The sequence below is a fragment of the Pantoea osteomyelitidis genome (assembly GCF_044342975.1).
Lineage (GTDB): Bacteria > Pseudomonadota > Gammaproteobacteria > Enterobacterales > Enterobacteriaceae > Pantoea > Pantoea osteomyelitidis.
Genome location: NZ_JBGFSN010000004.1, coordinates 929,666 through 953,934 on the forward strand (window position 1 = coordinate 929,666; position 24,269 = coordinate 953,934).

Sequence of the window (24,269 nt, forward strand, 5' to 3'; positions counted from 1 at the left end):
ACCACACACTTTATAAGCGTAAAGGAGAGCAAATGAACACTGATTTAAGACTGGCGCTGACCACCACCGTGGCGGCATTGCTGATGATCGTGGCTTTCAGCTTCACCGCCATCATGCACTGAGCGTAAAAAAGCCGGGCAAGCCCGGCTTTTTCAGCGAATCGTTTTGGGGGTCATCACCCGACGGGCGCCGACATAGTGTCGCTGCCAGTAATCTTCGCCCAGCGCGCTGATTTGAATATCTTTACCGGTGCGCGGCGACTGAATGAATTTGCCATTCCCGAGATAGACGCCGACATGGTCGGCTGCGCCGCGATTGTTTATACGGAAAAACACCAGATCGCCTTTCTCCAGCGCCTCGCGTTTTACCGGCGCGGCATCGCGCAGATGATACATTTCATTGGCGGTGCGCGGGATCTTGAATTTTACCACATCCTTATAGGCGTACCACACCAGACCGCTACAGTCGAAACCGGTATGGGGTGAGGTGCCGCCCCATTGATAAGGTTTGCCCAACTGGCCCATCAGCTTATTCATCGCCGTTTCACGCGCTTTTTGATAGCGCAGACGGTGGGTTTTGCTCATTTTGATGGTGGTGAGATCGCCCGTGATAACCTGGTCCTGGCCCTGACGCTGGTGGCCATAGCGTTTACGGGATGTCGGCACGCTTTTTTTGTTTGCCGCGTGCAGCGTGGCGGTTTGAGTTTTTTTCGGCTTTTTTAGTGTCGACTTCACAACGGGCGAGAGGCGAGACTTTTTCGCCGTGGTTTTAACGGGACGACGTTTGCGCCGCTCATCGTCGCGCGCACTCTTTTTTTCCGCCTTGTGCAAACTGGCATTAACAGGTACCTGCGGCGAAGCCGAGGCCACATTAAAGAACAGCTGCGCAATAGCCAGTACAAAAAGCGTAATCAGTAAACGCATAGTCCGGTTACAGGTTCAGTGCACCACAGGAAAATCTGGCGCGAAAAAAGTTGGAATAATCTGATCCGCGATCAGAGCCGAAACAATTCTAATCCAGATTTTTTGCAAAAGGTAAGGTCTTTTTCGATTAATCTGTTAGCGTCTGCACATTGCAGTGAAAATAAACAATTTCAGACGGTTAACTCAACAAAACTATTGCTAATTATTAATCGAACGAGGCCGCGCTCCGCCAGCAAAAAATTATTTTCCGCAAATCCGCTTAACAAAGATGGCTGTTTGTCTTCACCCTGAGCAAAATGTCGTTTTCAGTGTAAGGGTGAAGTCGCTACAATAAACAAACACGAAGTGAGGAATTAAGGAAGGCAATTATGAGTACTGTTGAAAAAATCCAGCGCCAGATCGCAGAAAACCCGGTTCTGCTTTACATGAAAGGTTCACCGAAACTGCCAAGCTGCGGTTTCTCTGCGCAGGCGGTACAGGCTCTTTCTGCCTGTGGGGAACGCTTCGCTTACGTGGATATTTTGCAGAATCCCGATATTCGCGCCGAGCTGCCGAAATATGCTAACTGGCCAACCTTCCCGCAGCTGTGGGTTGACGGCGAACTGGTTGGCGGCTGCGACATCATCGTTGAGATGTTTCAGCGCGGTGAGCTGCAGCAGATTATCAAAGAAACCGCTGAGAAACATAAAGAAGCGGAATAAAATCAGGGCCGACATCATGTCGGCCTTTCTTTTTTGCGTCGCGTTACTGCGCGTTTTCGTCAGTTGACGCTTCTTCCATAAAGGGCAGCGGCCAGCCGCCCAAACGTTTCCAGCGGTTCACCAGTTCACAAAACAGCGTGGCGGTCTGCTCGGTGTCATAGAGCGCTGAGTGCGCCTGAGTGCTGTCAAATGCCATTCCTGCCGCCTTGCACGCTTTCGCCAGCACCGTCTGACCCAGCACCAGCCCGCTCAGCGCGGCGGTATCAAAAGTAGCGAAGGGATGAAACGGATTACGTTTCAGACCGGTACGCTCGGCAGCGGCCATCATAAAGTTGTGATCGAAGGTCGCATTGTGCGCCACCATAATGGCGCGATTGCAGCCGCTATCCTTCATTCCTTTACGCACCAGCTTAAAAATCGCGTGCAGCGCGTCATATTCACTGACCGCGCCGCGCAGCGGATTGCCTGGATCGATTCCGTTAAACGCCAGCGCTTCAGGATTTAAATTGGCGCCTTCAAAGGGTTCGACGTGAAAATGCAGCGTCTGGTCGTGATGCAGCCAGCCATCCCCATCCATTTTCAGCGTAACGGCCGCCACTTCCAGCAGCGCGTCGGTCTGTGCGTTGAAGCCGGCGGTTTCCACGTCGATAACCACGGGATAAAAACCACGGAAGCGTTGATGGAGGGCGTTCTGTTGATTCGATTCAGACATCAGGATCTCATTGGTGAAATAAGGCAGCGCGCATTATGGCAAAATTTAGCAGGCGGTGCAGCAGAGAAGCAGAGAAGGGCGTTTCAGCCTGCCGCATCGGGGCAGGCTGAAGCAGTGGCTTAGTTGCCCAGGCCGTGACCGGCGTGTTTGTTCTCGATCAGCTCGATTTTGTAACCATCCGGATCTTCAACAAACGCAATGATAGTGGAGCCGCCTTTTACCGGGCCCGCTTCACGCGTCACTTTACCGCCTGCGTTACGGATGCGATCGCAGGTGGCCGCGACATCATCCACGCCCAGCGCAACGTGACCATAGGCGTTGCCCATATCGTAACTTTCCACGCCCCAGTTATAGGTCAGTTCAATAACTGCGCCTTCGCTCTCTTCGGTATAACCCACAAAGGCGAGCGTATATTTATATTCGCTGTTTTCGCTCTGACGCAGCAGGCGCATGCCAAGAATCCGGGTATAAAAATCGATCGAACGTTGCAGGTCGCCGACGCGCAGCATGGTGTGAAGTAAACGCATAACATCCTCTTTTTATTAAAACGTCATCAGGGATGACACAAATGCTAATTATAGCGATGAATAACCGCAAAGAATAATCACTGCCGTAACAGGGCGTTACGGCAGAGAAACTTACAGCGTGGGGTAGTCGGTATAGCCTTCCGCACCACCGCCGTAAAAGCTTTCCGGGCGCTGCTCGTTCAGCGGCGCGTCCTGACGCAGACGTTCAACCAGATCGGGATTGGCGATAAAATTACGGCCAAAAGCCACCGCATCGATCAGACCACGGGCGATCAGGTCATCCGCTTTTTCGACGCTGTAGGCGCCAGCGCCGACAATGACGCCGGGGAAACGATCGCGCACTTTCTCACGGAACGCCTCGCTGTAGGGTTGGCCGCCAGCCCAGTCCGGCTCGGAGAGATGCAGGTAAGCCAGCTGGCGTTTTGCCAGCTCGCCAATGTACCAGAGCGCCGCTTCCTCTTCGTCAGGACCATTGCCGACATTCTGGAAAGTGCCGACAGGGGAGATACGGATGCCGATGCGATCCGCTGACCAGCCGGCAATCGCCGCATCCACCACTTCCAGCGCGAAGCGGCCACGTTTTTCAATGCTGCCGCCATATTCATCATCACGCTTATTGGCATCAGGCGACAGAAACTGATGCATCAGATAGCCGTGCGCCGAATGCAGCTCCAGCAGATCGAAATCCGCTTCGCGGGCGTTTACCGCAGCCTGACCAAAATCCGCCACGATCTGATGAATTTCCGCCACGCTCAGCGCGCGCGGATCGGAGGTATCTTCACGGTAAGTGTTGCCTTGCTCATCACGCAGCGAAGTGCGCGTACCGGCAGAAAGTGCGGTAGGAGCAACCGGCGCCAGGCCTTCCGGCTGCAGCGAACTGTGTGAAATACGGCCGGTGTGCCATAACTGCACGGCGCTGTGACCGCCAGCCTGATGAATCTCTTGGTTGATCGCTTTCCAGGCGGCGATTTGCTCAGAGGTGTGCAGCCCAGGGGCGCCCGCATAGCCTTTCGCCTGGAAAGAGATCTGCGTGGCTTCAGTGATAATCAGGCCGGCAGTGGCGCGCTGGCGATAATATTCGCCCATCAGCGGCGTCGGGATATCACCCGGCTCGATGCTGCGCAGGCGCGTCAGCGGAGCCATAAAAATACGATTGGGTACAGTGATTGCGCCCACTTTTAGCGGACGGAAGAGCTCGGTGCTCGCCATGATGACTCCTTTGTAATAGACCGGTCGTCTGCGAACCGCGCTTTTTTTTGATGCTGCTCTGAGAGCAGCGGTTCGCTGTAACAGGTCAGCCTAATAGACCAGGTAGTCTATTGCAAGGTCGTGCCGCTGTTCTGGCACGAATGGATAAGGTCGAGCGCGGGCTGATAAAGCTGCGTCTGGACATTGAACATGCCGAGCAGCGTGTGAAAAAGATTATCCTGCGACACCGGGCTGGCGGCAGCCTGCTGGCGTAAACAGTGTTGATCGATATGGAACGTTTGCGCGTAATCGTCCGACATCCATAGCAGCAGCGGAATGTGGGTCTGCTGTGAGGGGGCGAACAGATAAGGCGTACCGTGCAGATACATGCCGCTTTCTCCCAGCGATTCGCCGTGGTCGGAAAGGTAGAACAGCGCCACATTATCTTTGTTGCGCCAGGTTTTCAGTAGATCGATGGTTTGGCTCAGCATCTCATCGGTATAAAGCAGGGAATTATCATAGGTATTCATCAGCGCCTGATGATCGCAATCCTGAATCTGATTGCTGTCACAGGTCGGCGTAAAGCGTTTAAAGGCGGGGGGATAACGCCGATAGTAAGCCGGACCGTGGCTGCCCATCTGATGCAGAACGATAAGGCCGTCACTGTTCATCCCCTTAATTACCTCGTTTAGCCGATGCAGCAGCACATCGTCCAGGCAGTAGCCGTCGTGGCAATACTGGTTAAGTTGCCACTGCGTCATATCGCTATGAGGGACGCGATCGCAGACCCCTTTGCAGCCGCCATCGTTCTCGCGCCAGAGGACGCTGACGCCAGCGTGCGCCAGCACATCCAGTAATCCTTCCTGATGATGCGCCAGGTTGGCGTCATAATGCGTGCGCGTCATGCCGGAGAACATACAGGGCACGGAAATCGCGGTTTCGGTGCCGCACGAACTGGCCTGCGGATAATAGATAACCTGCTGCTTTTTCAACTGGGGCGTGGTTTCCCTGGCGTAGCCGCCCAGCGAAAAGTTTTCTGCCCGTGCGGTTTCACCCACCACCAGGATTACCAGCGTCTTTTTCTTCTCAGACATAATCAGCGGCCCTTTCCGGGCATCCTGGCCGATCTTCACCAAAGCCTGACTGCCCTGAAACCAGCGCTCATCAATATAGTGTCCGCTGCCGCTGACGATATTGGCTGGCGTAATCATCTTCACCAATCCTTTGTTGTTGCGTATCAGCGAGGCGTAATCTTTATAAAACAGCGCCGCCACCAGGAAAATCACCAGCAGAGCAGCAAAGGCGGCGATCAGGCGAACAGAGAGACGCCACCACCACGAGCGGCCCGGAATGATGCGTACCGAGAAAAAGATCGCCGCCGGAATCAGGCCCAGCAGCAGCATCCAGAGCAGATAGCGCAAACTCAACAGCGCAACAGATTCCTGCAGATTCGTTTCAAAAACGTTCTGAATCATGTTGGTGTCGATAACAGTGCCGAAGCTGTACATAAAGTAGTTGGCGGCGGCGCTGGTCAGGATTAGCAAGAGCAGTAACGGTTTACGGATACCGGGCAGGGCGACGAGATTGAATATCAGGCAAAACGCGGCAGCCAATACCAGAGGCAGTGAGGCGGCAAAAACATAATCATGCAGGGTAGTGAAAGTAATGCGCTGCCAGGCATGCAGTAAAAACTGTGCATTCAGCACCAGGGCAAAAAAAAGCGCCGCGACAACATTAAACAGCCATTCGTGACACTGTAACTTAATCGGAAGTCGCATAACAGTTCTGAGAAAAGAGGAAGTATAATCAGCTTAGAACGAAAAGCTTTGGGAAACCTTAACCCATGCTCAACAGCCTGTATCAAAGAGATAACGCAACAGGACCCCGGCTAAAGAAAGAATGCGGGTATCGCACTGAGAAGCAAAAAGGCGCGAGCCCCGGCACGATTCAGAGTTTCTCTTTGTATAAACCTTGCACAGAAACGATAAGCTGGTTTCAATGAAGTGATCATTTTATTAACCGGGAGTACAGGTGGCCGAGCAACTTGAGTTTTTTCCCGTACCCAGCCCGTGCAGAGGCATCTGTGAGTCAGACGCCCGCGGCTACTGTCGTGGCTGTCTGCGTAGCCGGGAAGAGCGTTTTGACTGGATGCGCTACAGCGATGCGCAAAAGCGTGAGGTGCTGAGGCTATGTCGGCAGCGCTGGTTGCGGCTGCAGCGTCATGCGAAACAGGAAGAGGATAATATGCCCGATCAGCCTTCGCTGTTTTAATCAGGATCCGCACCGATCGCTTTCCGTTATACTCCCTGTCAACTTACATCGTCTTAACATCTAAACCGGGAGATTGACTTATGGTACAACGGCTTCCCATTGCCCCGCAGGGTCCGGCATTTTCTGAATTTGTTATGGGTTACTGGCGTCTGATGGAATGGGCGATGACGCCCACGCAACTGGTGGCGTTTATCGAACATCACCTGGAGCTTGGCGTTACCACGGTTGATCATGCTGATATTTATGGCGACTACCGCTGTGAGGCGGCGTTTGGCGAGGCGCTGCGTCTGTCGCCAGGACTGCGTGACAAACTGCAAATTGTGACTAAATGCGGTATCGCCACGCGCGCAAAGCCGGAGCACCAGATCGGCCACTACATCACAAGTCGCTCGCATATTCTCGCCAGCGCTGACAATTCGCTGCGCCACTTCAATACTGATTATCTTGATCTGCTGTTAATCCATCGTCCCGATCCGTTGATGGACGCCGACCAGGTGGCGGAAGCTTTTATCGCCCTGCATCAGAGCGGAAAAGTGCTGCACTTTGGCGTATCCAACTTCACCCCGGCGCAATATGCTCTGTTACAGTCACGCCTGCCTTTTACCCTGGTCACCAATCAGCTGGAGATTTCGCCGATCCAGCAGAGTCTGCTGCTGGATGGCACGCTGGATCAATGCCAGCAGCTGCGTATTCGTCCCATGGCCTGGTCGTGTCTCGGCGGCGGGCGTCTGTTCAGCGATCCGCACTATCAGCCGCTGCGTGACGAGCTGGAGCAGGTCAGAGAAGAAATCGGCGCCGCAACGCTGGAACAGGTGGTCTATGCCTGGGTGATGAAGCTACCATCGAAACCGCTGCCGATTATCGGTTCGGGTAAAACGGAGCGCATCAAAGAGGCGGTCGCTGCGACGTCGCTTAGTCTGGATCGCCAGCAGTGGTTCCGTATTCGCAAGGCGGCGCTGGGATTTGATGTCCCCTGAAGCGTAAAACTACGTCAAAACCAGGCGCAGCGCAGCAAAGCGATCCAGGCTTAAAAGGAAATCCAGAATCTGAAAGGAGACGCCATGAAAGCTTCGGTTATTGTTGCTGCAAGCCTGTTTTTTTGTCTGGGGGCGCAGGCTGCCTCCACCGAGGTTACGCTCCACAAGGTGACTCCGGAAGGCACAGGTGCTGATATCGGTACGGTAAAGATGGAAGAAACGCCTTACGGGCTTGAATTTACTCCGCAACTGCACGGCTTGCCGTCAGGCATCCACGGTTTTCATGTGCATGCTAAAGGCAGCTGCGAGCCGGGAACCTCCGAGGGCAAAACCGTGGCGGCGGGCGCGGCGGGCGGGCATTTTGATCCGGCCAACAGCGGAAAACATGCTGGTCCTTATGGTAACGGCCATCTCGGCGATCTGCCGGCGATTTACGTGACCCGTGAGGGCAATGCCACCTATCCGGTGCTGGCGCCGCGTCTGAAAAATGTGCAGGAGATAAAAGGCAAAGCGCTGATGGTACACGTGGGCGGCGATAACCATGACGATCATCCGAAACCGCTGGGCGGCGGCAGCGCACGCTTCGCCTGTGGCGTAATTTAACCTCTCCGGGAGGCAAATCCATTGCCTCCTGTCTTTGCTTCTGCTTTAACCCGATATTATTTCCGTTTACCTGCTGGCTATATCATCCTTTACCGTTCAGGCCTATGATATTGATAACAGGCAAAAAGAGTGACGTTAAGCGGGACAAGGGAAGAGGACAATGAGAAAAACGGGCGCATTGATGCTGTGTCTGCTGCTGGTGGGTTGCGACAGGCCAAACGATACGCAGTTAATAACCGAAACCGGCAGACAGCTACAGCGCACCATTGATACCAATCCGATGCGCAACGCCTGTGAAAAAATAGCCAAAGGACGCGAATGGCTGAGCGACAAAACCGTGCATCGGCTGGAACAGAAAGGATGCCAGCATGTATTGCGTAGCGCCACCGAAACCAACTTTACCAACACCCAGATCTATCGCCACTCCATGACGATGGTTTGCGGCGCCATTGTGGGGAAAAGCTTTACCGGGGAAGATATTTCCCGCCGCTTTATCTTTTCGCCGGAAGAGAATGCGTTGGTGATCGAACCGACGTCGAGTCACGATAAAACCCGTTTTGAAGATCACAAAACGCTGCAGCAGCTGCAAAGCGATTTTGAACGCCAGCAGGCGCAATATTGTCACTAAAGGGGCGGGCATACTCACGGCGCGATCGATTTTAGCAGGGCCAGACGTTACCGTGTAACTTTTGCAACTGACGATGCGCTGTTCAGCCTGATTTAGCGGTTTTGGCTTAAAAATGCGGGGATTAACATCAGTTGTTGCGCCTGCTATTTGTATTTTGTCCTGTAAACTCGCAAAATAGTGTAAAATCAGGGTCGATAGCTAGCAAGCTAATTATAAGGAGATAAAATGGACACGCCTATTGGAACGGATTTGGCTCGCCTGGTGCGCATCTGGCGCGCGTTGATTGATCAACGGCTTAAGCCGCTTGAACTGACTCAGACGCACTGGGTTACCTTACACAATATTCACCAACTGCCGCCGGAGCAGTCGCAAATTCAGCTGGCCAAAGCGATCGGCATTGAACAGCCGTCGCTGGTGCGTACGTTGGATCAGCTGGAAGAAAAAGGGTTGATTACGCGTTCAACCTGTACAAACGATCGCCGGGCTAAACGCATCAAACTCACCAGGCAGGCAGAACCCATTATAGAAGAAGTGGAAAATGTCATCGATGCCACGCGTGATGACATTCTGGCGGGCATCAGTCGCGAAGAGATAAACCAGATGGTTAATCTTATTGCCCGGCTCGAGAAAAACATTCTCGAACTTCAGCACAAAGAGAAATAAAAAAAACCGACGCACAGGCGTCGGTTTTTTATTTGTTGTTAGCGAGGAGAAACGGTGACCTGACTGCCGTTTGACGCCAGTACCACGCGTTGGCCGACAGAATAGCGACTGGCGGCCTGTTTCTGCACGACCATAATGGTATTGCCGTCATCCTTACGGATCTCCAGCTCAACACCATCTGTTTTATTGACCGCGCCCTGTACGCCCTGACCCGCAACGCCGCCCAGTACCGCGCCGCCAGCCGTCGCCAGACTGCGTCCCGAACCGCCGCCGATGGTATTACCCAGGAAGCCGCCTAACACGGCGCCGCCAATAGCGCCAATCACGTTGTTTTCATCGCCGCCCTGGATTTTCACCGGGCGAACAGAAACCAGTGTACCGTAAGAAACGCTCTGCACCTGTTTGGCTTCGTTGGCACTGTATACATCCCCGGAAAGCGTGTCGCTGTTAGTACAGCCTGCCAGCATTACGCCTGTGAGTGCTACGGCTGCTAAACGCTTGATCATCAGAAGCTCCTTTATCCAAAAATGCGCCGGTTTTCGCCATATTCTCTGATGAGTATAAGACACAAATCTGGCAGTTTACGCTCTGCCCGAATAAAACACGGCTATGCCGAAGCATAGACTATCGGGCTTCAACAATAATTCAACTATGCTGAAAATGTTTTCCCTGCGGAAAAACGCGGCGTGAGTAACAAAAAAACGGAATTTAATCATAGAATTAGCCTGTGTTATTTGCCAGGCTTATAAATATGATTCTCTCTTCCGTTGGGAAGTAAGGTAACGCAATGAAATCAGGACGTTATATCGGCGTAATGTCGGGCACCAGCCTGGATGGCGTGGATGTGGTGCTCGCCGTAATTGATGAGCAAATGGTGGCGCAGCAGGCGAGCTATTGTCATCCCATGCCGCTGGCGCTGCGCCAGGAAATACTGGCTGTTTGCCAGGGGCAGCCGCTGACGCTCTCAACGCTGGGACAGCTTGATACGCGTCTTGGCAAACTTTTTGCCGAGGCGGTGACGACCCTGATGCAGCAGCAGGCGCTTGATGCCGAGGATATCGTCGCCATCGGCTGTCATGGTCAGACCGTCTGGCATGAGCCAGTCGGCGACGCGCCTAATACCTTGCAGATCGGCGATAACAACCAGATTGTGGCGGCAACTGGCGTCACCGTGGTAGGTGATTTCCGTCGGCGCGATATGGCGCTGGGCGGACAGGGCGCTCCGCTGGTGCCTGCCTTCCATCAGGCGCTGTTAATGGATGCTTTTGAGCGGCGTATGGTGCTGAATATTGGCGGCATCGCCAATTTATCGCTGCTGCTGCCTGGCCAGCCTGTGCGCGGCTTCGATACCGGGCCAGGCAATATGCTGATCGACGCCTGGATATGGCGTCATAAAGGGCTTCCTTATGACAAAGACGCCAGCTGGGCGCGCAGCGGACAGATTATTGCGCCGCTGCTGCAACAAATGTTAAGCGATCCCTGGTTTGCTCTGCTGCCGCCGAAAAGCACCGGGCGCGAATACTTTAATCTCGGCTGGGTTGAGCGGCAACTACGCCATTTCCCCGGCCTGGCACCGCAGGATGTTCAGACAACGCTGACGGAGCTGAGTGCCATCAGCATTGCGCAACAGGTGATGCTGCACGATGGCTGCGATCGTCTGCTGGTTTGCGGCGGTGGTAGCCGAAATCCGCTGCTGATGGCGCGTCTTGCCGCTCATCTTCCCGGCACCGAAGTGGGCACTACCGACGCGGCGGGCATCAGCGGAGATGACATGGAAGCGCTGGCGTTTGCCTGGCTGGCGTTTCGCACGCTCTCCGGCCTGCCGGGCAATTTGCCCGCCGTCACGGGCGCCAGCGGCGAAAGCGTGCTGGGCGCCATTTTTCCAGCGAATCCTTTTTTCGAGCGCTGAACACTTTTATTAACCAAAGAACACCAGGCTTCTGGTCACTTTTTCTATTTCACCTTTATGAAAAGAGCCATAAAAAATTAAACACATAAAATTCAGAATAACACTATCTGGTATGACCACTTGGTAAAACATTATCGCTTTAGGCTAAGCTTATCTTGTTCGAACTTTGGATTGCTTTTTTGTTCTGTTTATTACCAGGAGGTTTTATGAACAACGTTATCCTGAGCATGCTCGCCAAAATTTCCATGATGGATGCCGAAGCTAAACTTCTGGCTGCTCGTGTAGAGGCGCAATCCCTGATAATGAGCGCATTAGTATTAACTATTGGGCAAAATGGGGGGCTTGCCGAGCTTATTAGTAGCGTGAATAAAGCGATTAATTCAATCGTGACCGACCCGGAAGAGACTTACAAGCCTGAGGCTGAATTGCTTCTGAAAGAGTTCAATGAAATCATTAAGGTTTCTCAGTCTATTGCCAATGAGAACTCTTTTCTTAATTCCGGCAAGTCAGGCCCGTTTGAAGCGAAAGCTTAATAATGACGCAAAGGCTACCACGAAAAGATAACTTACAATTTGAACAATGAGTTTACTGATTATGTAATTAACCAGGGGGCTTCTGGCCTGGCCAGAAGCGTCTCATTATAGTAATAAGTGTTATTTGTAAAAAAATTTTCTGCATCCCGCTTTTTGATACGCTACAGCATTGTCAGAAGGCTGTTTAAGCTAACTGAACGGCTCTCTTCTTATTTTTTCATTACGCCGGGCTAAACAGCCATACCTGAATCCAACGCTCTCCAATTAAAAACCGCATTCCTCGCAGAATTTTTCACTGAACCAGTGGTAAGCAAAATCTATCAGCGCTATACATAAATGATAATTATTATCATGAGCTGTTTGCCTGAAGGAGCTGTTGTGGAAGCTGATTCTACAGAATTTATTACTGCGGACTGCTGTATTGTCGGGGGTGGTCCGGCAGGGCTGATGCTGGGATATCTTCTTGCCCGCGCGGGCCTGCGCGTGGTAGTGACTGAAAAGCATGCTGATTTTCTGCGCGATTTTCGGGGCGACACCATTCATCCTTCCACCCTGGAAATCATGCATCATCTTGGCTTGCTTGAGGCGCTGCTGCAGCTGCCGCACCAGCGCGCAGAAAAGCTTCAGGCGGAGGTGGCGGGGCAGGAAGTGACCATGGCGGATTTCTCGCGCCTGCCGGTGCAGTGTCGCTTTATCGCCTTTATGCCGCAGTGGGATTTTCTGAATTTTCTGGCTGATAAAAGCAGTCAGTTTCCCTGTTTTACGCTGCTGAAATCCACCGTCTTTGATGACTTCATCTGTGAAAATGGCGTTATCAAAGGCATCACAGCGGTAAGAGAGAAGCGTGTTATCAGAATCCGTTCTCAACTGGTTATCGGCGCAGACGGTCGTCATTCCGCCGTCAGGGAAAAAGCGGGGCTGACCAGCCGGGAATTCGGCTCGTCAAAAGACGTTATCTGGTTCAGGTTAAGCAAACAACAGAACGATCCCAAATGGGGAATGGGGCATAAAGGCCCCCGGCAAAATTTTATCATTATCGACCGCGGCGATTACTGGCAATGCGGTTTTACTATCCAGAAGGGTCAGTTTGACGCACTACAAGCGGCGGGGCTGGCGGCTCTCAAGCAACATGTCGCGGCCGTTGCCCCATTCGATGAAAGACGTATGGCGGAAATCAGCGCATGGGACCAGCTTAAGCTGCTCTCTATCCGTATCGATCGGCTGGATAAGTGGATGAAACCCGGTGTGCTTTGCATCGGCGACGCCGCGCACGCGATGTCGCCCATTGGCGGGGTCGGCGTGAATCTGGCGATTCAGGATGCGGTCGCCACTGCCAATTATCTGACGACACCGCTGTTAAAAGGCGATGTGCAGCTGAGCGATCTGGAAAAAGTGCAGAAACGACGCCAGTTTCCTACCGTGGCGACGCAGTTTTTGCAGATCAAAATGAGCAGCAACAAGGGCAAATCAACACGCAAAAGCAACATGCCCACGATTATTCGCCGCTTTCCCGTGTTGCGCTTTGTGTTTGGCCGCCTGATTGGATTAGGTTTCAGAACGGAAAAACCGAAAAGCGTTGTCTGAGCGTACGCTTTGATTGTCCAAATGTTTCGTTTTGCGATCAATGATCTGAATAACCGCGACGCTCCCTTACTTCAGATATATTCCTTCATATAATGCTCACTACGATCGCTAAGGAGAACCGGTTATGATGAGAAGCGTATCCATTGTGGCTGTGCTGCTGCTTTCAGGCTGCGGCATGATGAATAAACAGGCCGAGCAGCCGAAAACCCTGCGTTACACCTGCGGCACGCTGCCGCTCACCGTAACCCAGGATAACGCGCAGCAGCAGGTCAGCTTTATTATGGATGGCGTGCCGTTAACGCTGAAGCAAACTCTGTCCGCTTCCGGCACGCGCTACAGCGACGGCAACTATGTTTTCTGGTCTAAAGGCAACGGCGCCTTTATCGAGCGTAACAATAAAATTGTGGTCAACGATTGCCAGCTGCAAAGCGGCGGCTGAAACGTTGAAATCACGGAGAGCCCAGGCTTATCCGGCGAAAATGAAGAGCTGAAATCATGAGCGAAAGCGACAATCTGCATCATATTGCCCATCTGCGGCGTGAATATACGCGTGGCGGGCTGCGCCGTAAGGATCTGCCCGCGGATCCCCTTGAGCTGTTCGGGCTTTGGTTAAGCCAGGCTTGTGAAGCGCAGATGCCTGACCCCACGGCGATGACGGTAGCGACCGTTGATCAACAGGGCCAGCCGTATCAGCGCATCGTCCTGCTCAAGCATTATGACGACGACGGCATGCTGTTTTACACCAATCTCGGCAGCCGCAAGGCGCTACATCTGGCGCAAAATCCGCGCATTTCGCTGCACTTCCCGTGGCATTTTCTTGAGCGTCAGGTGATGGTGCTGGGAGAGGTGGAAAAGCTCACGCCGCTGGAGGTGCTGAAATATTTCCAGAGCCGTCCGCGTGAAAGCCAGATCGGCGCCTGGGTGTCGAAACAGTCAAGCCGTATCTCCGCGCGCGGCGTGCTGGAAGGTAAGTTCCTAGAACTCAAGCAGAAGTTCCAGCAGGGCGATATCCCGTTGCCCAGCTTCTGGGGTGGATACCGCGTTAAATTCCACACCATGGAGTTCTGGCAGGGCGGCGCGCATCGTCTGCACGATCGTTTTATCTATCAGCGAGATGCTGAAGGCTGGAAAATCGACCGTCTCGCTCCCTGATCCTGAAGTTTAGTGCTTTTCAGCGCTGGCACAGAAAGCGTCGGCGCTTTATGCTATGTGCCTTCTTTTTTTACTTCCGCATCTCAGCGGAAAGCTGTGTACCAGCATAGGTGCAGTCTGATCAATTTGGAGTCAGTGATGACCAGCAGTAACCTGATACAACAATTGCAAGAACGGGGCCTTATCGCCCAGGTAACGGACGAGGAAGCGTTAGCAGAGCGACTGGCGCAAGGGCCAATCGCGCTCTATTGCGGCTTTGATCCGACTGCTGACAGCTTGCATTTGGGCCATCTGGTGCCGCTGCTCTGCCTGAAACGCTTTCAGGACGCAGGACATAAGCCGGTTGCGCTGGTGGGTGGTGCCACCGGTCTGATTGGCGATCCCAGCTTTAAAGCAGCAGAACGCAAACTTAACACCACGGACACCGTGAACGAGTGGGTCGAAAAAATCCGCCAGCAGGTTGCCCCTTTCCTTGATTTTGACTGTGGCGACAACAGCGCCATCGCCGCCAATAACTACGACTGGTTCGGCGGCATGAACGTGCTGACCTTCCTGCGTGATATCGGCAAGCACTTCTCTGTTAACCAGATGATTAACAAGGAAGCGGTAAAGCAACGCCTGAACCGTGACGATCAGGGGATCTCGTTCACCGAATTCTCTTACAACCTGTTGCAGGGCTACGATTTCGCCTGTCTGAACAAACTGCACGGCGTGGCGCTACAGATCGGCGGTTCCGATCAATGGGGCAACATCACCTCCGGCATCGATCTCACGCGTCGTTTGCATCAGAATCAGGTATTCGGTCTGACCGTTCCGTTGATCACCAAGTCTGATGGCACCAAATTCGGTAAAACCGAAGGCGGCGCGGTCTGGCTCGACGCGAAGAAAACCAGCCCGTATAAGTTCTATCAGTTCTGGATCAACACCGCGGATGCGGATGTTTATCGCTTCCTGAAATTCTTCACCTTCCTGAGCATTGAAGAGATCAACGCGCTGGAAGAGACTGACAAAAACAGCGGCGCCGCGCCGCGCGCGCAGTATGTGCTGGCCGAGCAGGTCACGCGTCTGGTGCATGGTGAAGAGGGGCTGGCGGCGGCGAAGCGTATCACCGAGAGCCTTTTCTCCGGCTCGCTGAGCGAGATGAACGAAGCGGATTTCGAACAGCTGGCGCAGGACGGCATGCCAACCATCACGCTGAGTGCGGATGACGATCTTCAGCAGGCGCTGGTGAATGCCGGACTGGTGCCGTCGCGTGGACAGGCGCGCACCATGATCGGCTCCAACGCGGTCGCGGTTAACGGCGAAAAGCAGTCCGACGCCGAGTACCGCTTCACCGACCAGGATAAATTGTTTGGCCGCTTCACGCTGCTGCGTCGCGGTAAAAAACATTACTGTCTGGTGAACTGGAAATAATCGCTTCAGGGCCGGATTCCGGCCCTTTTTTATGGCAAGGCATTTGGTGACTTATGAAAAATATTCTCGCAATCCAGTCTCATGTTGTTTATGGCCATGCCGGCAACAGCGCCGCCGAATTTCCCATGCGTCGCATGGGCGCTAACGTCTGGCCATTGAATACCGTTCAGTTTTCCAACCACACCCAGTACGGTCACTGGACCGGCACGGTGATGCCCGCCACCCATCTGACGGAGATCGTGAAAGGCATTGCCGATATCGATCGGCTAAAAACCTGCGACGCGGTGCTGAGCGGCTATCTCGGCTCGGCCGAGCAGGGCGAGCAGATTCTGGAGATCGTGCGCCAGGTCAAAGCGGCCAACCCCAATGCCTGGTATTTCTGCGATCCGGTGATGGGTCATCCGGAAAAAGGCTGTATCGTTGCGCCCGGCGTGGCGGAGTTTCACTGTAAGTCCGCCTTGCCGGCCAGTGATATCATCGCCCCTAATCTGCTGGAGCTGGAGATGCTCAGTGGAAAAACGGTCGCGAATATCGACGAATCGGTCGCCGCCGCGCGCGAGCTGATCGCGACAGGACCCAAAGTGGTGCTGGTGAAACACCTGGCCCGCGCCGGACGCCGCAGCGATCGTTTTGAAATGCTGCTGGTGACCGCCGATGAAGCCTGGCATATCAGCCGTCCGCTGGTGGACTTTGGCGTGCGTCAGCCGGTAGGCGTCGGCGACCTGACCAGCGGCCTGCTGTTAGTCAACCTGCTGCATGGAAAGGGACTGCAGGAAGCGCTTGAGCATGTTACCGCAGCGGTGTACGAGGTCATGCTGACCACCCACGCGATGGGCGAATATGAACTCCAGCTGGTTGCGGCGCAGGACGCGATTGCGAAACCGACTCAGCATTTCGCCGCAGAGAAGCTGTAACTCCCGTCGGGCCGACGGATATCGGCCCGGCATCGCTCAACGGCTCAGCTTAATCCTTCCGCTCTCAGTGCCGCCTGCACGGCGGGCCGCTCGCTTACTCGCTGAAACCAGGTTTCCAGCGCATCCAGCCCGCTCAAATCGAGTTTTACCGCCTTTGCCCAACGCACTATCACATAGAGATAGGCGTCGGCGATGCTGAAGCGCAGCCCCATCAGCCAGTGCTTCTCCTGCAGCGCGCTATTCACATAGTGAAATTTCTTTTCTAACTGCTGACGCACCAGCGGCTTGTACGCTTCCGGCGTGTCGGGTCTGAAAAGCGGCGTAAAGGATTTATGCAGCTCGGTGCCGATATAACTCAGCCACGCCAGCGTCTGATAGCGTGTCAGGCTGCCAACCGGGGCCAGCAGATGGCGATCCGGCTTCTGGTCCGCCAGATATTGCACAATCGCTACCCCCTCCGTCAGCACCGTACCGTCGTCAAACTGTAGCGTCGGCACCTGACCTTTGGGATTGATTTGCCAGTAATCCTGTCCCTGCTCGGTTTTTTTGTTGACCAGATCCACATTAACCTGAGTGAAATCGAGTCCGCATTCGCGCATAACGATATGGGGAGAGAGTGAACAGGCGCCTGCCTTGCAATAAAGCTTCATGATGGGATCCTCGCGTGACTAACCGATCTTAGCAGCATAATTCGCTGGCGCGAATTTACCAGTGACCGGGATCGGGAAAGCCATTTTCTGGTATTGGGCAAGGGGGGAAGAGCGCATAAAAAAGCCGGGAATCTCCCGGCTTAGTGATATCAGCTTTTCGCATCGGCTTTGCGTAAGCCGGGCTGCGGATCATTTTGCGTCATGCGGTTGAGCAGCGGCGCGGTGACCAGCATCAGCAGCGCGATCACCGCCGTGGCGATGCCGATCTGCTGGAAGACCTGGCTATAGGTGCTCAGCGACACCAGTGGGTCGGTAACATTATCCGGCACCGCCATCAGGTTGGCGACCTTACCGGCAATCACTGCCGCACCGGCGGTAGTCAGGAACCAGGAACCCATAATAAAGCCCATCAGACGCTGCGGCACCAGCTGCGCCACCATCGCCAGACCGAGGCCGGAGATCATCAGCTCACCGATACTTTGCAGCGCGTAGCTTAAGATCAGCCAGTTAACGGAGACGATACCCAGTTCGTTGGCGAATTTCGCCCCCAGCGGCAGCACCAGGAAAGCGCCGGAGCAGAGCACCATGCCGATAGCAAACTTATGCGGCATCGGCAGACGATCGCCCAGTTTGTTATACACGGCGGCAAGAATCGGGCTGGCGAGCATAATCCAGAAGGGATTCAGCGCCTGGAACTGTTCCGGCTCAAAGGCGATACCAAGAATGCTGTGCTCGACGTTGCGAATGGCAAAGAAGTTCAGCGAGGTCGGCATCTGCATATAAAGCACAAAGAACACGATCGCTTCCACCATCATCAGAAAGGCGACGATCATTTTACGACGCGGCGCGCCATGCAGCGAAAAGGCTTCTTTGGCAAAAATCAGCACGATGCCCAGCGCAATCACCGCCAGCGTAATGCGCGCGATGGATTGATGATGCAGCAGCCAGGCGGCCAGCGCCACCAGCACCACAATGCCCGCCAGGGTTGCCAGCAGTTTACTCACCTGTAGCGGCGCGAAGTCTGGTTTTGAACCAAAATTCTTCACCAGACGTTTGCAGAACAGGAAGTTCAGCAGCGTAATCACCAGACCTACAACCGAAAGCGAGAAGGCCACACTCCAGCCATATTTCGCCGCCAGCCAGGGCGTCAGCATCATTGAGAAGAGCGAGCCGATGTTGATCGACATATAGAACATGGTGAATGCGCCGTCGAGACGCGGATCGTCTTTCTCATAGCAGGTCGAGAGCAGAGAAGAGGGGTTAGCCTTAAACAGCCCGCTGCCTACCGCGATGGTCGCCATACCGAAATAGACGATATTGGTGTGATGACCGGAGAACGCCACCAGCGCGTAGCCGATCGCCAGCACCAGCACGCCGAGCACAATCACGCGTTTGGTGCCCAGCACCTTGTCGCCCAGCCAGCCGCCAATCGCCACCAGGCCATAAACCATGGCGCTGAACGAGGAGAAGAGCGTTATGGAATCAGATTCAGACATACCCAGCTGTTTTACCAGATAGACCGCCATGATCGCTTGCAGACCGTAGTAGCCGAAACGTTCCCAAAGCTCAATGGAGAAGATCAGGTAAAACGCTTTTGGCTGTCTGAACGCATTGAGGCTGACCGCCTCATCAGTGTGTTTGTTTGCAGTTGACACTTGTACCTCAGTTTTTTCATGCCTGTTTCGTGACAGGAATTAAGTCGTCGTCATGACAGATTTCCATGCGCGACCTTGTTATACGATGGGAAAAACGGCGCCTAATTTGGCTGATTAAGAGCAGCAGGGCAAGAATTTTTTACTCGCTGCAATACCGCACGCTGGCAGGGTTTAAGAGGTAAATGCACAGTAGTAAACGGTTATAAATTCCATTAAGAGGGATTATATCAGAATAAACGGTGGGTTTGCAGGCGTCGCGAGGCAACAAGCTAACATTAACTACCACAGGCGTTTTCTAAAGCAGGAATGATTATCGGAAGAATAAAAAACAGGAAACTATCGTCACAAGGGCGGAAAAACTGGCATAAAAAGCGGAAAAACAGGCTGAAGCGCGGTATTTAGCTGTCAGGCAGACAAACCCTTGATCTCAGTCACAAAATAATGAATTAATTTTAATGATTAAAAAAGAAAACGTTTGCGTGCCGCCGCTTCGCCCGATTAAATTCCAACGGAAATGCCATCTGACCGGATTTCAGCTGAAACGGGAAGACAGAAGAACACAGGGTTGCCTGACTTCAGGCTGCACAGTCTAAAGGCGGAAAGCGGCGGGTTGGTAGCCGGCCTGTTAACGCTCCGGCTATCGGGTCAATCTGTTCAGGCGATCTGCCGACAATGACGACAGAGCGTCTCCGCCTCAGTCGTACCTAACACGCGTTTCAGAAAATCCTGGGTGCGTGCTTCCCTGGGCGCGCCCAGCACAGCTTCAGCCGGGCCTTCTTCCACAATCCGCCCGCTGTGTAAAAAGCAAACGCGGTCGGCCACTTCGCGCGCAAACTGCATTTCATGCGTGACGACCACCATGGTCATCCCTTCGCTGGCCAGCTTGCGCATCACGCTAAGCACTTCTCCCACCAGCTCCGGATCGAGGGCAGAGGTCGGCTCGTCAAAAAGTATCGCCTGAGGTTGTAACGCCAGGGTGCGCGCAATGGCGACGCGCTGCTGTTGTCCGCCTGAAAGCTGCGTGGGCCAGGCATTAATCTTGTCTGCCAGCCCCACCAGCGCAAGCAGCTCTTTACCCCGTTTTTCCGCTACCGCGCGCGACTCGCCATTTACATAAATTGGCCCCTCCATCACATTTTCCAGCACGGTGCGATGGGGAAACAGATTAAAGCGCTGGAAAACCATGCCAATCTGGCGACGCAGGTCGTTAATGCTTTTGTCATGGCTGGCGACACGCTGGCCCAGCACGCGAATCTCGCCTTCTTCGTAGGTTTCAAGACCGTTGATACAGCGTAACAGCGTCGATTTACCCGATCCCGACGGCCCAATCAAACAGACCACTTCGCCTTTTTTGACGCTGAAGCTTACTCCTTTCAACACTTCAACATGCGCAAAGCGCTTATGAACGTCCACAATCTCAATCATCTCAGACTCCTTTTACCTGGCGGGTTTCCAACCGTTTGGTGAGCGCCATCAACGGCAGGCAAAGCACCAGATAGAGTAGGGCGACCAGGGTGTAAACCGTGGTGTTATCGAAAGTCGAGGCGGCAATCAGCTGTCCCTGACGAGTCATTTCCGTCACGGCAATGGTTGAAGCCAGTGCGGAATCTTTCAGCATCATTACCAGCGTATTGCTGTAGGGCGGCAGCGCAACGTGAAAAGCCTGAGGCAGCACCACGCGACGCATCGCTTTGGCGAAACTCATGCCTATTGAACGGGCCGCTTCAAACTGTCCGCGATCCACGGACTCAATACCGGAACGGAATATCTCGGCAATATAGGTGGAGAAACAGAAAGCGATACCGATAACGCTGGCCTGAAATGAAGTGAGCGTAATGCCGATATCCGGGAAAACAAAGTAGATATAGAAAAGCACCACAATCATCGGCAGACCGCGGGTGATATTAATAATCACCGAGACCGGCCATGAGATTATTTTCCAGGAACTCATTTTGGCTGCCGCCCACAATAATCCCAGCGGGGTGCTGATAACCAATGACAGCAGGGTGATGGAAATGGTCATCTCGGCACCCTGAAGCAAAAAGGGTAAATAGGTGTGGATGCTACTCCAGTCCATAATGTTCTCCTCTGCCTTTGTCTGTTGCGAAACCGCTACGGCCCCTCTTCATTTAAATGAATATCACGCGCGACTACGCTGCTGTCAATCCGATAATCCGTTTATTGCATAGGCTTTGCTTATTACCGGATGATTTTCTTTATTTTATTTTATTAACAATGAGTTAGCTAAAAAATAAAATGAAAGTGATTTTTTTAATTAAAAGGTTGACAGCGAGACCATGAAATTCATTATATTGAAAAGCCGGCCTTCCTTATTTTTCACGTATCCACGAAAGGAGTTTTTCATGCAGCAACCTGTTTTGAAACTTAACCGAGTCAGTCGTGGTTTTGCGGTGGCGCTATTGATGGTATCCGGTATGAGTGCGCAAGCGGCAGTCCTGACGGCGGGTTCGCCCCCCTCAAGCGCGCCTACCACTTTCCTTGATACCAAAACAGGCAAGATTGAAGGTTTTATGCCTGACGTGGCGCATGAGGTAGCCAGACGCCAACATCTGGACGTAAATTTTACCGCTGTGCCCTTCGCGACGCTGATCCAGTCAGTGATGGCAGGAAAAATCGACATGATCGTTGCGGGCATGACGCCGACTGAACAGCGTGCAAAACGCATCGCCTTTTCACAGGATGTGACGGCATTCGGCGCCGGGCTGATTGTCCGGGATGATAATAAAAAAACCTATCACTCCTGGAAAGATCTTAAAGGCGAGGTCGTGGGCAGCATGACCGGAACCGACTATTCGCAGAAGCTGATCGAGAGCGGGATCGCGAAAGAGGTAAAACTCTATGACAGCCCGGCCGATATGACGCGTGATATTTCGCTTGGCCGCGTCGCTGCCGGAATGAATGACTATCCCATTATCAAAGCTCAGGAAAAAGCAGGCAGTATGAAAGGGATGCATGTGGTTGACGGCTATCAGCCTGAATCTGTTTCCCCCATGGCCTTTGGCGTGAAAAAAGGCAATGACGCCCTGTTAGCAAAAATCAATGCGGCGCTCACCGAGATGAAAGCAGACGGCACGCTGGCCTCCCTGAAAACAAAATGGAATATGCCGTAGCAAAATCAATTAACGCCGGGAGTTCAACCTGTCAGCAGTAAAAAATTTAATAAAGCATGCGTATTCTTTATTTTATTGGCCAAAGGTTTTCTCCCGGCAGGTAACGTTGAATGAACGAAACGGAACAGGATAACAAGACAAATTCGCTGGAAGCGGATATTGGCGTGCGGTTAAAGCAGATGCGCAAAGCGCGCAATATGACCATCAGCGAGTTAGCCGCTTTAGCTGGCGTCTCAGCGGGAACCATCAGTCAGATTGAACGCAATCTTACGAATCCCACGGTCAGGATGCTTGAGCAGCTGCGGCGCGTGTTCAACGTACCGCTGATGGCATTTCTGGAGCCGGAGACGTTACCCGTGCGCGGCGCGGAACACTATGTGCGTCGGCAATCTGACCGTCCGCATTTTCATGTGGGGAAAAAGGGGATCGCCAAAGAGATGCTCTCCCCGCAGGGGGAGCACGATATCCAGTTTATGCTGATCGCCATTCCATCCGGCGTACGTTCCGATGAAATGCTGATTGGTTACGGTGAAAAGGCGGGCTTATTAATCAGCGGCGAACTGACGCTGGAAATAGAGGGTGACGAAACGGTGCTTTACCCCGGCGACAGTTTTCAGTTCAAAAGCAATCTGATGCATAACGTTTTTAACCACACCGATGCGGAAGCGCAGGTGTTATGGATTATGCATATCAAGCCAAACAATCACCTTTAGGCGGTGGCGTTCCGATTTTCAACCCAGGCCCGCACCCGCTGTCGAGGCGAATTCATTTAATTAAGGTTGGTCTATGCGCGTTAAAATCAATGCTGTCGCGAACAGCCCTGTTTTTCCTGAAGCGGTGGACGTTATCGTTATCGGCGGCGGGATTGTGGGAACCTCAATCACCTATGAGATGGCAAAGCGGGGGATTTCCGTTGCGCTGTTTGAGAAAGGGGTGATCGGCGGAGAGCAGTCGAGCCGGAACTGGGGATGGGTAAGACAACAGAACCGCGACCTGTTTGAGCTGCCGCTGGCGATGTACAGCCTGCAGCGCTGGGAAGAGCTGGGCAGTGAAATCGGTATCGACTTAGGATTCCGACGCACCGGCATTCTTTACGGCACCACCCAGGAAACCGATCTGGCACGCTGGGAAAAGTGGGGGAAACAGGCGCAGGCAGTAGGCTTTCACAGCCAATTGCTCTCAGCCAAAGAGGCACGCGAGCGTATTGGTGGCAGTACTTCGCCCTGGATCGGCGGCGTCTGGTCGCCGACTGACGGCAAGGCAGAACCTTCTCTGGCCGCTCCGGCGCTAGCGACTGGCGCGCAAAACCTGGGCGCCAATATCCAGCAGCAATGCGCGGTGCGCGGTCTGGAAATCAGCGCCGGGCGCGTCGCCGGCGTCTGGACCGAGCGCGGTCTGGTGAAAGCCGGTACGGTAATCTGCTGCGGCGGCGCCTGGAGCACCCGTTTCTGCCAACGGCATGGCGTTGAATTACCCAGCGCCAATATTCTTGGCACGGCGTTTAAAACCACAGTCGCGCCGGAGGTGGTAAAAGGCTGCTTAAGCACGCCCAATCTCGCCTTGCGCCGCCGCCTCGACGGCGGATACACGGTTTCCATGCCGGGACGTGGCCGCCTCGATTTAGCGCCGCAAAATTTGCGTTATGCCGCCAAATTTTATCCGATGTACCGCAGCAAGCTGGCGAAAAAACTCAAGTTCCGTCTGAACGGCTCTTTCTTTTCCGGGCCGGAAGCCTCAGGCTCCTGGGCGTTTGATGGGGTTTCGCCGTTTGAGAAAATTCGTGTGCTGGATCCCGCGCCGGATGCGCAAATCCTGCGCGAAGCGATCGCGGAAATCGAACGTGAATTGCCTGAGCTGCGTGGCATTGCTGTGGATCACGCCTGGGCGGGATGGATTGACACCACGCCCGATCTGGTGCCGGTAATCGATAAAGTGGAGAAATTGCCGGGCTTTGTGATCGCCTCCGGCTTCAGCGGTCACGGTTTTGGCATCGGTCCTGGCGCTGGCAAGCTGGTCACGCAGATGGTGATGAACGAACAGCCTTACACCGATTTTGCGCCTTATCGCCTGAGTCGTTTCCAGGATGGCAGCGCGATTCGTCAGCCGCAGATGATGTGATGGCGCCGCGCACTGAC

Annotated in this window: 27 protein-coding genes; 17 read left to right on the forward strand and 10 right to left on the reverse strand. The window is 53.6% G+C overall.

Going from position 1 to position 24,269, the window contains the following annotated elements; all coding sequences use genetic code 11:
- Positions 1-32 precede the first annotated feature (32 nt).
- Positions 33-122, forward strand: coding sequence for a cytochrome bd-I oxidase subunit CydH (gene cydH / locus ABU178_RS09490; RefSeq protein WP_397214164.1), 90 nt, complete (start codon positions 33-35; stop codon positions 120-122).
- Positions 123-152: 30 nt separating this feature from the next.
- Here cydH and ABU178_RS09495 read toward each other — a convergent pair whose 3' ends face one another.
- Positions 153-923: a C40 family peptidase gene (locus ABU178_RS09495; protein WP_397214165.1), complete on the reverse strand. Its 771-nt coding sequence runs from the start codon at positions 921-923 to the stop codon at positions 153-155.
- A 365-nt stretch (positions 924-1,288) separates the two neighbouring features.
- On the opposite strand from ABU178_RS09495, the gene ABU178_RS09500 reads away from it, so the two are divergent.
- Positions 1,289-1,624 carry a Grx4 family monothiol glutaredoxin gene (locus tag ABU178_RS09500; RefSeq protein ID WP_397215761.1) on the forward strand — a complete coding sequence of 112 codons (336 nt, stop codon included), beginning with the start codon at positions 1,289-1,291 and terminating at the stop codon, positions 1,622-1,624.
- Between the two features lie 43 nt (positions 1,625-1,667).
- Here ABU178_RS09500 and rnt read toward each other — a convergent pair whose 3' ends face one another.
- The 4 genes from rnt to eptA form a co-directional block, all read right to left on the reverse strand.
- Complete coding sequence (gene rnt, locus ABU178_RS09505) at positions 1,668-2,336, reverse strand: ribonuclease T (protein WP_397214167.1); 669 nt, start codon at positions 2,334-2,336, stop codon at positions 1,668-1,670.
- 119 nt (positions 2,337-2,455) lie between these two features.
- Positions 2,456-2,863: a lactoylglutathione lyase gene (gloA, locus tag ABU178_RS09510; protein WP_397214169.1), complete on the reverse strand. Its 408-nt coding sequence runs from the start codon at positions 2,861-2,863 to the stop codon at positions 2,456-2,458.
- Between the two features lie 111 nt (positions 2,864-2,974).
- A complete protein-coding gene (locus ABU178_RS09515; RefSeq protein ID WP_397214171.1) occupies positions 2,975-4,072 on the reverse strand; it encodes an alkene reductase in 1,098 nt (365 codons plus the stop codon).
- A gap of 107 nt (positions 4,073-4,179) precedes the next feature.
- Positions 4,180-5,829 carry a phosphoethanolamine transferase EptA gene (gene eptA, locus ABU178_RS09520; RefSeq protein ID WP_397214173.1) on the reverse strand — a complete coding sequence of 550 codons (1,650 nt, stop codon included), beginning with the start codon at positions 5,827-5,829 and terminating at the stop codon, positions 4,180-4,182.
- A gap of 253 nt (positions 5,830-6,082) precedes the next feature.
- Here eptA and ABU178_RS09525 point away from each other — a divergent pair, with 253 nt between their 5' ends.
- From ABU178_RS09525 to slyA, 5 genes are all read left to right on the forward strand, one after another.
- Positions 6,083-6,322 (forward strand): DUF1289 domain-containing protein, encoded by a 240-nt coding sequence (locus ABU178_RS09525; protein WP_397214175.1) that lies wholly within the window; start codon positions 6,083-6,085, stop codon positions 6,320-6,322.
- 80 nt (positions 6,323-6,402) lie between these two features.
- On the forward strand, positions 6,403-7,299 hold the full coding sequence (locus tag ABU178_RS09530) for an aldo/keto reductase family oxidoreductase (RefSeq protein WP_397214177.1): 897 nt from the start codon (positions 6,403-6,405) through the stop codon (positions 7,297-7,299).
- Between the two features lie 84 nt (positions 7,300-7,383).
- Positions 7,384-7,902 carry a superoxide dismutase [Cu-Zn] SodC gene (gene sodC, locus ABU178_RS09535; protein WP_397214179.1) on the forward strand — a complete coding sequence of 173 codons (519 nt, stop codon included), beginning with the start codon at positions 7,384-7,386 and terminating at the stop codon, positions 7,900-7,902.
- A gap of 160 nt (positions 7,903-8,062) precedes the next feature.
- On the forward strand, positions 8,063-8,530 hold the full coding sequence (locus ABU178_RS09540) for a hypothetical protein (RefSeq protein ID WP_397214181.1): 468 nt from the start codon (positions 8,063-8,065) through the stop codon (positions 8,528-8,530).
- A 225-nt stretch (positions 8,531-8,755) separates the two neighbouring features.
- Positions 8,756-9,193: a transcriptional regulator SlyA gene (slyA, locus tag ABU178_RS09545; RefSeq protein WP_397214183.1), complete on the forward strand. Its 438-nt coding sequence runs from the start codon at positions 8,756-8,758 to the stop codon at positions 9,191-9,193.
- Positions 9,194-9,231: 38 nt separating this feature from the next.
- On the opposite strand, the gene slyB is transcribed toward slyA, so the two are convergent.
- Positions 9,232-9,699: an outer membrane lipoprotein SlyB gene (gene slyB / locus ABU178_RS09550; protein WP_397214184.1), complete on the reverse strand. Its 468-nt coding sequence runs from the start codon at positions 9,697-9,699 to the stop codon at positions 9,232-9,234.
- 281 nt (positions 9,700-9,980) lie between these two features.
- Between slyB and anmK the strand changes: the two genes are divergently transcribed.
- The 7 genes from anmK (at position 9,981) to pdxY (ending at position 16,698) form a co-directional block, all read left to right on the forward strand.
- Positions 9,981-11,102: an anhydro-N-acetylmuramic acid kinase gene (gene anmK, locus ABU178_RS09555; protein ID WP_397214186.1), complete on the forward strand. Its 1,122-nt coding sequence runs from the start codon at positions 9,981-9,983 to the stop codon at positions 11,100-11,102.
- A gap of 206 nt (positions 11,103-11,308) precedes the next feature.
- A complete protein-coding gene (iraP, locus tag ABU178_RS09560) occupies positions 11,309-11,635 on the forward strand; it encodes an anti-adapter protein IraP (protein WP_397214188.1) in 327 nt (108 codons plus the stop codon).
- 378 nt (positions 11,636-12,013) lie between these two features.
- Entirely contained in the window at positions 12,014-13,219 is a 1,206-nt protein-coding gene (locus ABU178_RS09565; RefSeq protein WP_397214190.1) for an FAD-dependent oxidoreductase, read from the forward strand.
- A 124-nt stretch (positions 13,220-13,343) separates the two neighbouring features.
- Complete coding sequence (locus ABU178_RS09570; protein ID WP_397214193.1) at positions 13,344-13,658, forward strand: MliC family protein; 315 nt, start codon at positions 13,344-13,346, stop codon at positions 13,656-13,658.
- Between the two features lie 56 nt (positions 13,659-13,714).
- The gene (pdxH, locus tag ABU178_RS09575) at positions 13,715-14,371 is read left to right on the forward strand and encodes a pyridoxamine 5'-phosphate oxidase (RefSeq protein WP_397214195.1); all 657 of its coding nucleotides are present in this window, start codon (positions 13,715-13,717) and stop codon (positions 14,369-14,371) included.
- A 138-nt stretch (positions 14,372-14,509) separates the two neighbouring features.
- Complete coding sequence (gene tyrS / locus ABU178_RS09580) at positions 14,510-15,784, forward strand: tyrosine--tRNA ligase (protein ID WP_397214197.1); 1,275 nt, start codon at positions 14,510-14,512, stop codon at positions 15,782-15,784.
- 53 nt (positions 15,785-15,837) lie between these two features.
- On the forward strand, positions 15,838-16,698 hold the full coding sequence (gene pdxY / locus ABU178_RS09585) for a pyridoxal kinase PdxY (RefSeq protein WP_397214199.1): 861 nt from the start codon (positions 15,838-15,840) through the stop codon (positions 16,696-16,698).
- A gap of 44 nt (positions 16,699-16,742) precedes the next feature.
- On the opposite strand, the gene gstA is transcribed toward pdxY, so the two are convergent.
- From gstA to ABU178_RS09605, 4 genes are all read right to left on the reverse strand, one after another.
- Entirely contained in the window at positions 16,743-17,348 is a 606-nt protein-coding gene (gstA, locus tag ABU178_RS09590) for a glutathione transferase GstA (RefSeq protein ID WP_397214201.1), read from the reverse strand.
- A 149-nt stretch (positions 17,349-17,497) separates the two neighbouring features.
- Complete coding sequence (gene dtpA, locus ABU178_RS09595; protein WP_397214203.1) at positions 17,498-19,003, reverse strand: dipeptide/tripeptide permease DtpA; 1,506 nt, start codon at positions 19,001-19,003, stop codon at positions 17,498-17,500.
- Positions 19,004-19,657: 654 nt separating this feature from the next.
- Complete coding sequence (locus tag ABU178_RS09600; protein WP_397214205.1) at positions 19,658-20,428, reverse strand: amino acid ABC transporter ATP-binding protein; 771 nt, start codon at positions 20,426-20,428, stop codon at positions 19,658-19,660.
- 1 nt (position 20,429) lies between these two features.
- Positions 20,430-21,080: an amino acid ABC transporter permease gene (locus ABU178_RS09605; protein ID WP_397214207.1), complete on the reverse strand. Its 651-nt coding sequence runs from the start codon at positions 21,078-21,080 to the stop codon at positions 20,430-20,432.
- A 286-nt stretch (positions 21,081-21,366) separates the two neighbouring features.
- On the opposite strand from ABU178_RS09605, the gene ABU178_RS09610 reads away from it, so the two are divergent.
- From ABU178_RS09610 to ABU178_RS09620, 3 genes are all read left to right on the forward strand, one after another.
- Positions 21,367-22,134: an ABC transporter substrate-binding protein gene (locus ABU178_RS09610; protein WP_397214209.1), complete on the forward strand. Its 768-nt coding sequence runs from the start codon at positions 21,367-21,369 to the stop codon at positions 22,132-22,134.
- Positions 22,135-22,244: 110 nt separating this feature from the next.
- Positions 22,245-22,847, forward strand: a complete 603-nt coding sequence (locus tag ABU178_RS09615; RefSeq protein ID WP_397214211.1) for a helix-turn-helix domain-containing protein — start codon at positions 22,245-22,247, stop codon at positions 22,845-22,847.
- A gap of 73 nt (positions 22,848-22,920) precedes the next feature.
- A complete protein-coding gene (locus ABU178_RS09620; protein ID WP_397214213.1) occupies positions 22,921-24,252 on the forward strand; it encodes an NAD(P)/FAD-dependent oxidoreductase in 1,332 nt (443 codons plus the stop codon).
- Positions 24,253-24,269 lie beyond the last annotated feature (17 nt).

What these genes read in the sequence shown, in the direction of transcription:
- ABU178_RS09495 (WP_397214165.1), bottom strand. Translation starts at nt 923, where the DNA reads ATGCGTTTACTGATTACGCTTTTTGTACTGGCTATTGCGCAGCTGTTC.
- slyA (WP_397214183.1), top strand. Translation starts at nt 8,756, where the DNA reads ATGGACACGCCTATTGGAACGGATTTGGCTCGCCTGGTGCGCATCTGG.
- ABU178_RS09615 (WP_397214211.1), top strand. Translation starts at nt 22,245, where the DNA reads ATGAACGAAACGGAACAGGATAACAAGACAAATTCGCTGGAAGCGGAT.
- ABU178_RS09530 (WP_397214177.1), top strand. Translation starts at nt 6,403, where the DNA reads ATGGTACAACGGCTTCCCATTGCCCCGCAGGGTCCGGCATTTTCTGAA.
- gloA (WP_397214169.1), bottom strand. Translation starts at nt 2,863, where the DNA reads ATGCGTTTACTTCACACCATGCTGCGCGTCGGCGACCTGCAACGTTCG.
- ABU178_RS09620 (WP_397214213.1), top strand. Translation starts at nt 22,921, where the DNA reads ATGCGCGTTAAAATCAATGCTGTCGCGAACAGCCCTGTTTTTCCTGAA.
- ABU178_RS09610 (WP_397214209.1), top strand. Translation starts at nt 21,367, where the DNA reads ATGCAGCAACCTGTTTTGAAACTTAACCGAGTCAGTCGTGGTTTTGCG.
- ABU178_RS09515 (WP_397214171.1), bottom strand. Translation starts at nt 4,072, where the DNA reads ATGGCGAGCACCGAGCTCTTCCGTCCGCTAAAAGTGGGCGCAATCACT.
- rnt (WP_397214167.1), bottom strand. Translation starts at nt 2,336, where the DNA reads ATGTCTGAATCGAATCAACAGAACGCCCTCCATCAACGCTTCCGTGGT.
- slyB (WP_397214184.1), bottom strand. Translation starts at nt 9,699, where the DNA reads ATGATCAAGCGTTTAGCAGCCGTAGCACTCACAGGCGTAATGCTGGCA.
- tyrS (WP_397214197.1), top strand. Translation starts at nt 14,510, where the DNA reads ATGACCAGCAGTAACCTGATACAACAATTGCAAGAACGGGGCCTTATC.
- cydH (WP_397214164.1), top strand. Translation starts at nt 33, where the DNA reads ATGAACACTGATTTAAGACTGGCGCTGACCACCACCGTGGCGGCATTG.
- anmK (WP_397214186.1), top strand. Translation starts at nt 9,981, where the DNA reads ATGAAATCAGGACGTTATATCGGCGTAATGTCGGGCACCAGCCTGGAT.
- eptA (WP_397214173.1), bottom strand. Translation starts at nt 5,829, where the DNA reads ATGCGACTTCCGATTAAGTTACAGTGTCACGAATGGCTGTTTAATGTT.
- pdxY (WP_397214199.1), top strand. Translation starts at nt 15,838, where the DNA reads ATGAAAAATATTCTCGCAATCCAGTCTCATGTTGTTTATGGCCATGCC.
- gstA (WP_397214201.1), bottom strand. Translation starts at nt 17,348, where the DNA reads ATGAAGCTTTATTGCAAGGCAGGCGCCTGTTCACTCTCTCCCCATATC.
- ABU178_RS09605 (WP_397214207.1), bottom strand. Translation starts at nt 21,080, where the DNA reads ATGGACTGGAGTAGCATCCACACCTATTTACCCTTTTTGCTTCAGGGT.
- ABU178_RS09600 (WP_397214205.1), bottom strand. Translation starts at nt 20,428, where the DNA reads ATGATTGAGATTGTGGACGTTCATAAGCGCTTTGCGCATGTTGAAGTG.
- iraP (WP_397214188.1), top strand. Translation starts at nt 11,309, where the DNA reads ATGAACAACGTTATCCTGAGCATGCTCGCCAAAATTTCCATGATGGAT.
- pdxH (WP_397214195.1), top strand. Translation starts at nt 13,715, where the DNA reads ATGAGCGAAAGCGACAATCTGCATCATATTGCCCATCTGCGGCGTGAA.
- sodC (WP_397214179.1), top strand. Translation starts at nt 7,384, where the DNA reads ATGAAAGCTTCGGTTATTGTTGCTGCAAGCCTGTTTTTTTGTCTGGGG.
- ABU178_RS09570 (WP_397214193.1), top strand. Translation starts at nt 13,344, where the DNA reads ATGATGAGAAGCGTATCCATTGTGGCTGTGCTGCTGCTTTCAGGCTGC.
- ABU178_RS09540 (WP_397214181.1), top strand. Translation starts at nt 8,063, where the DNA reads ATGAGAAAAACGGGCGCATTGATGCTGTGTCTGCTGCTGGTGGGTTGC.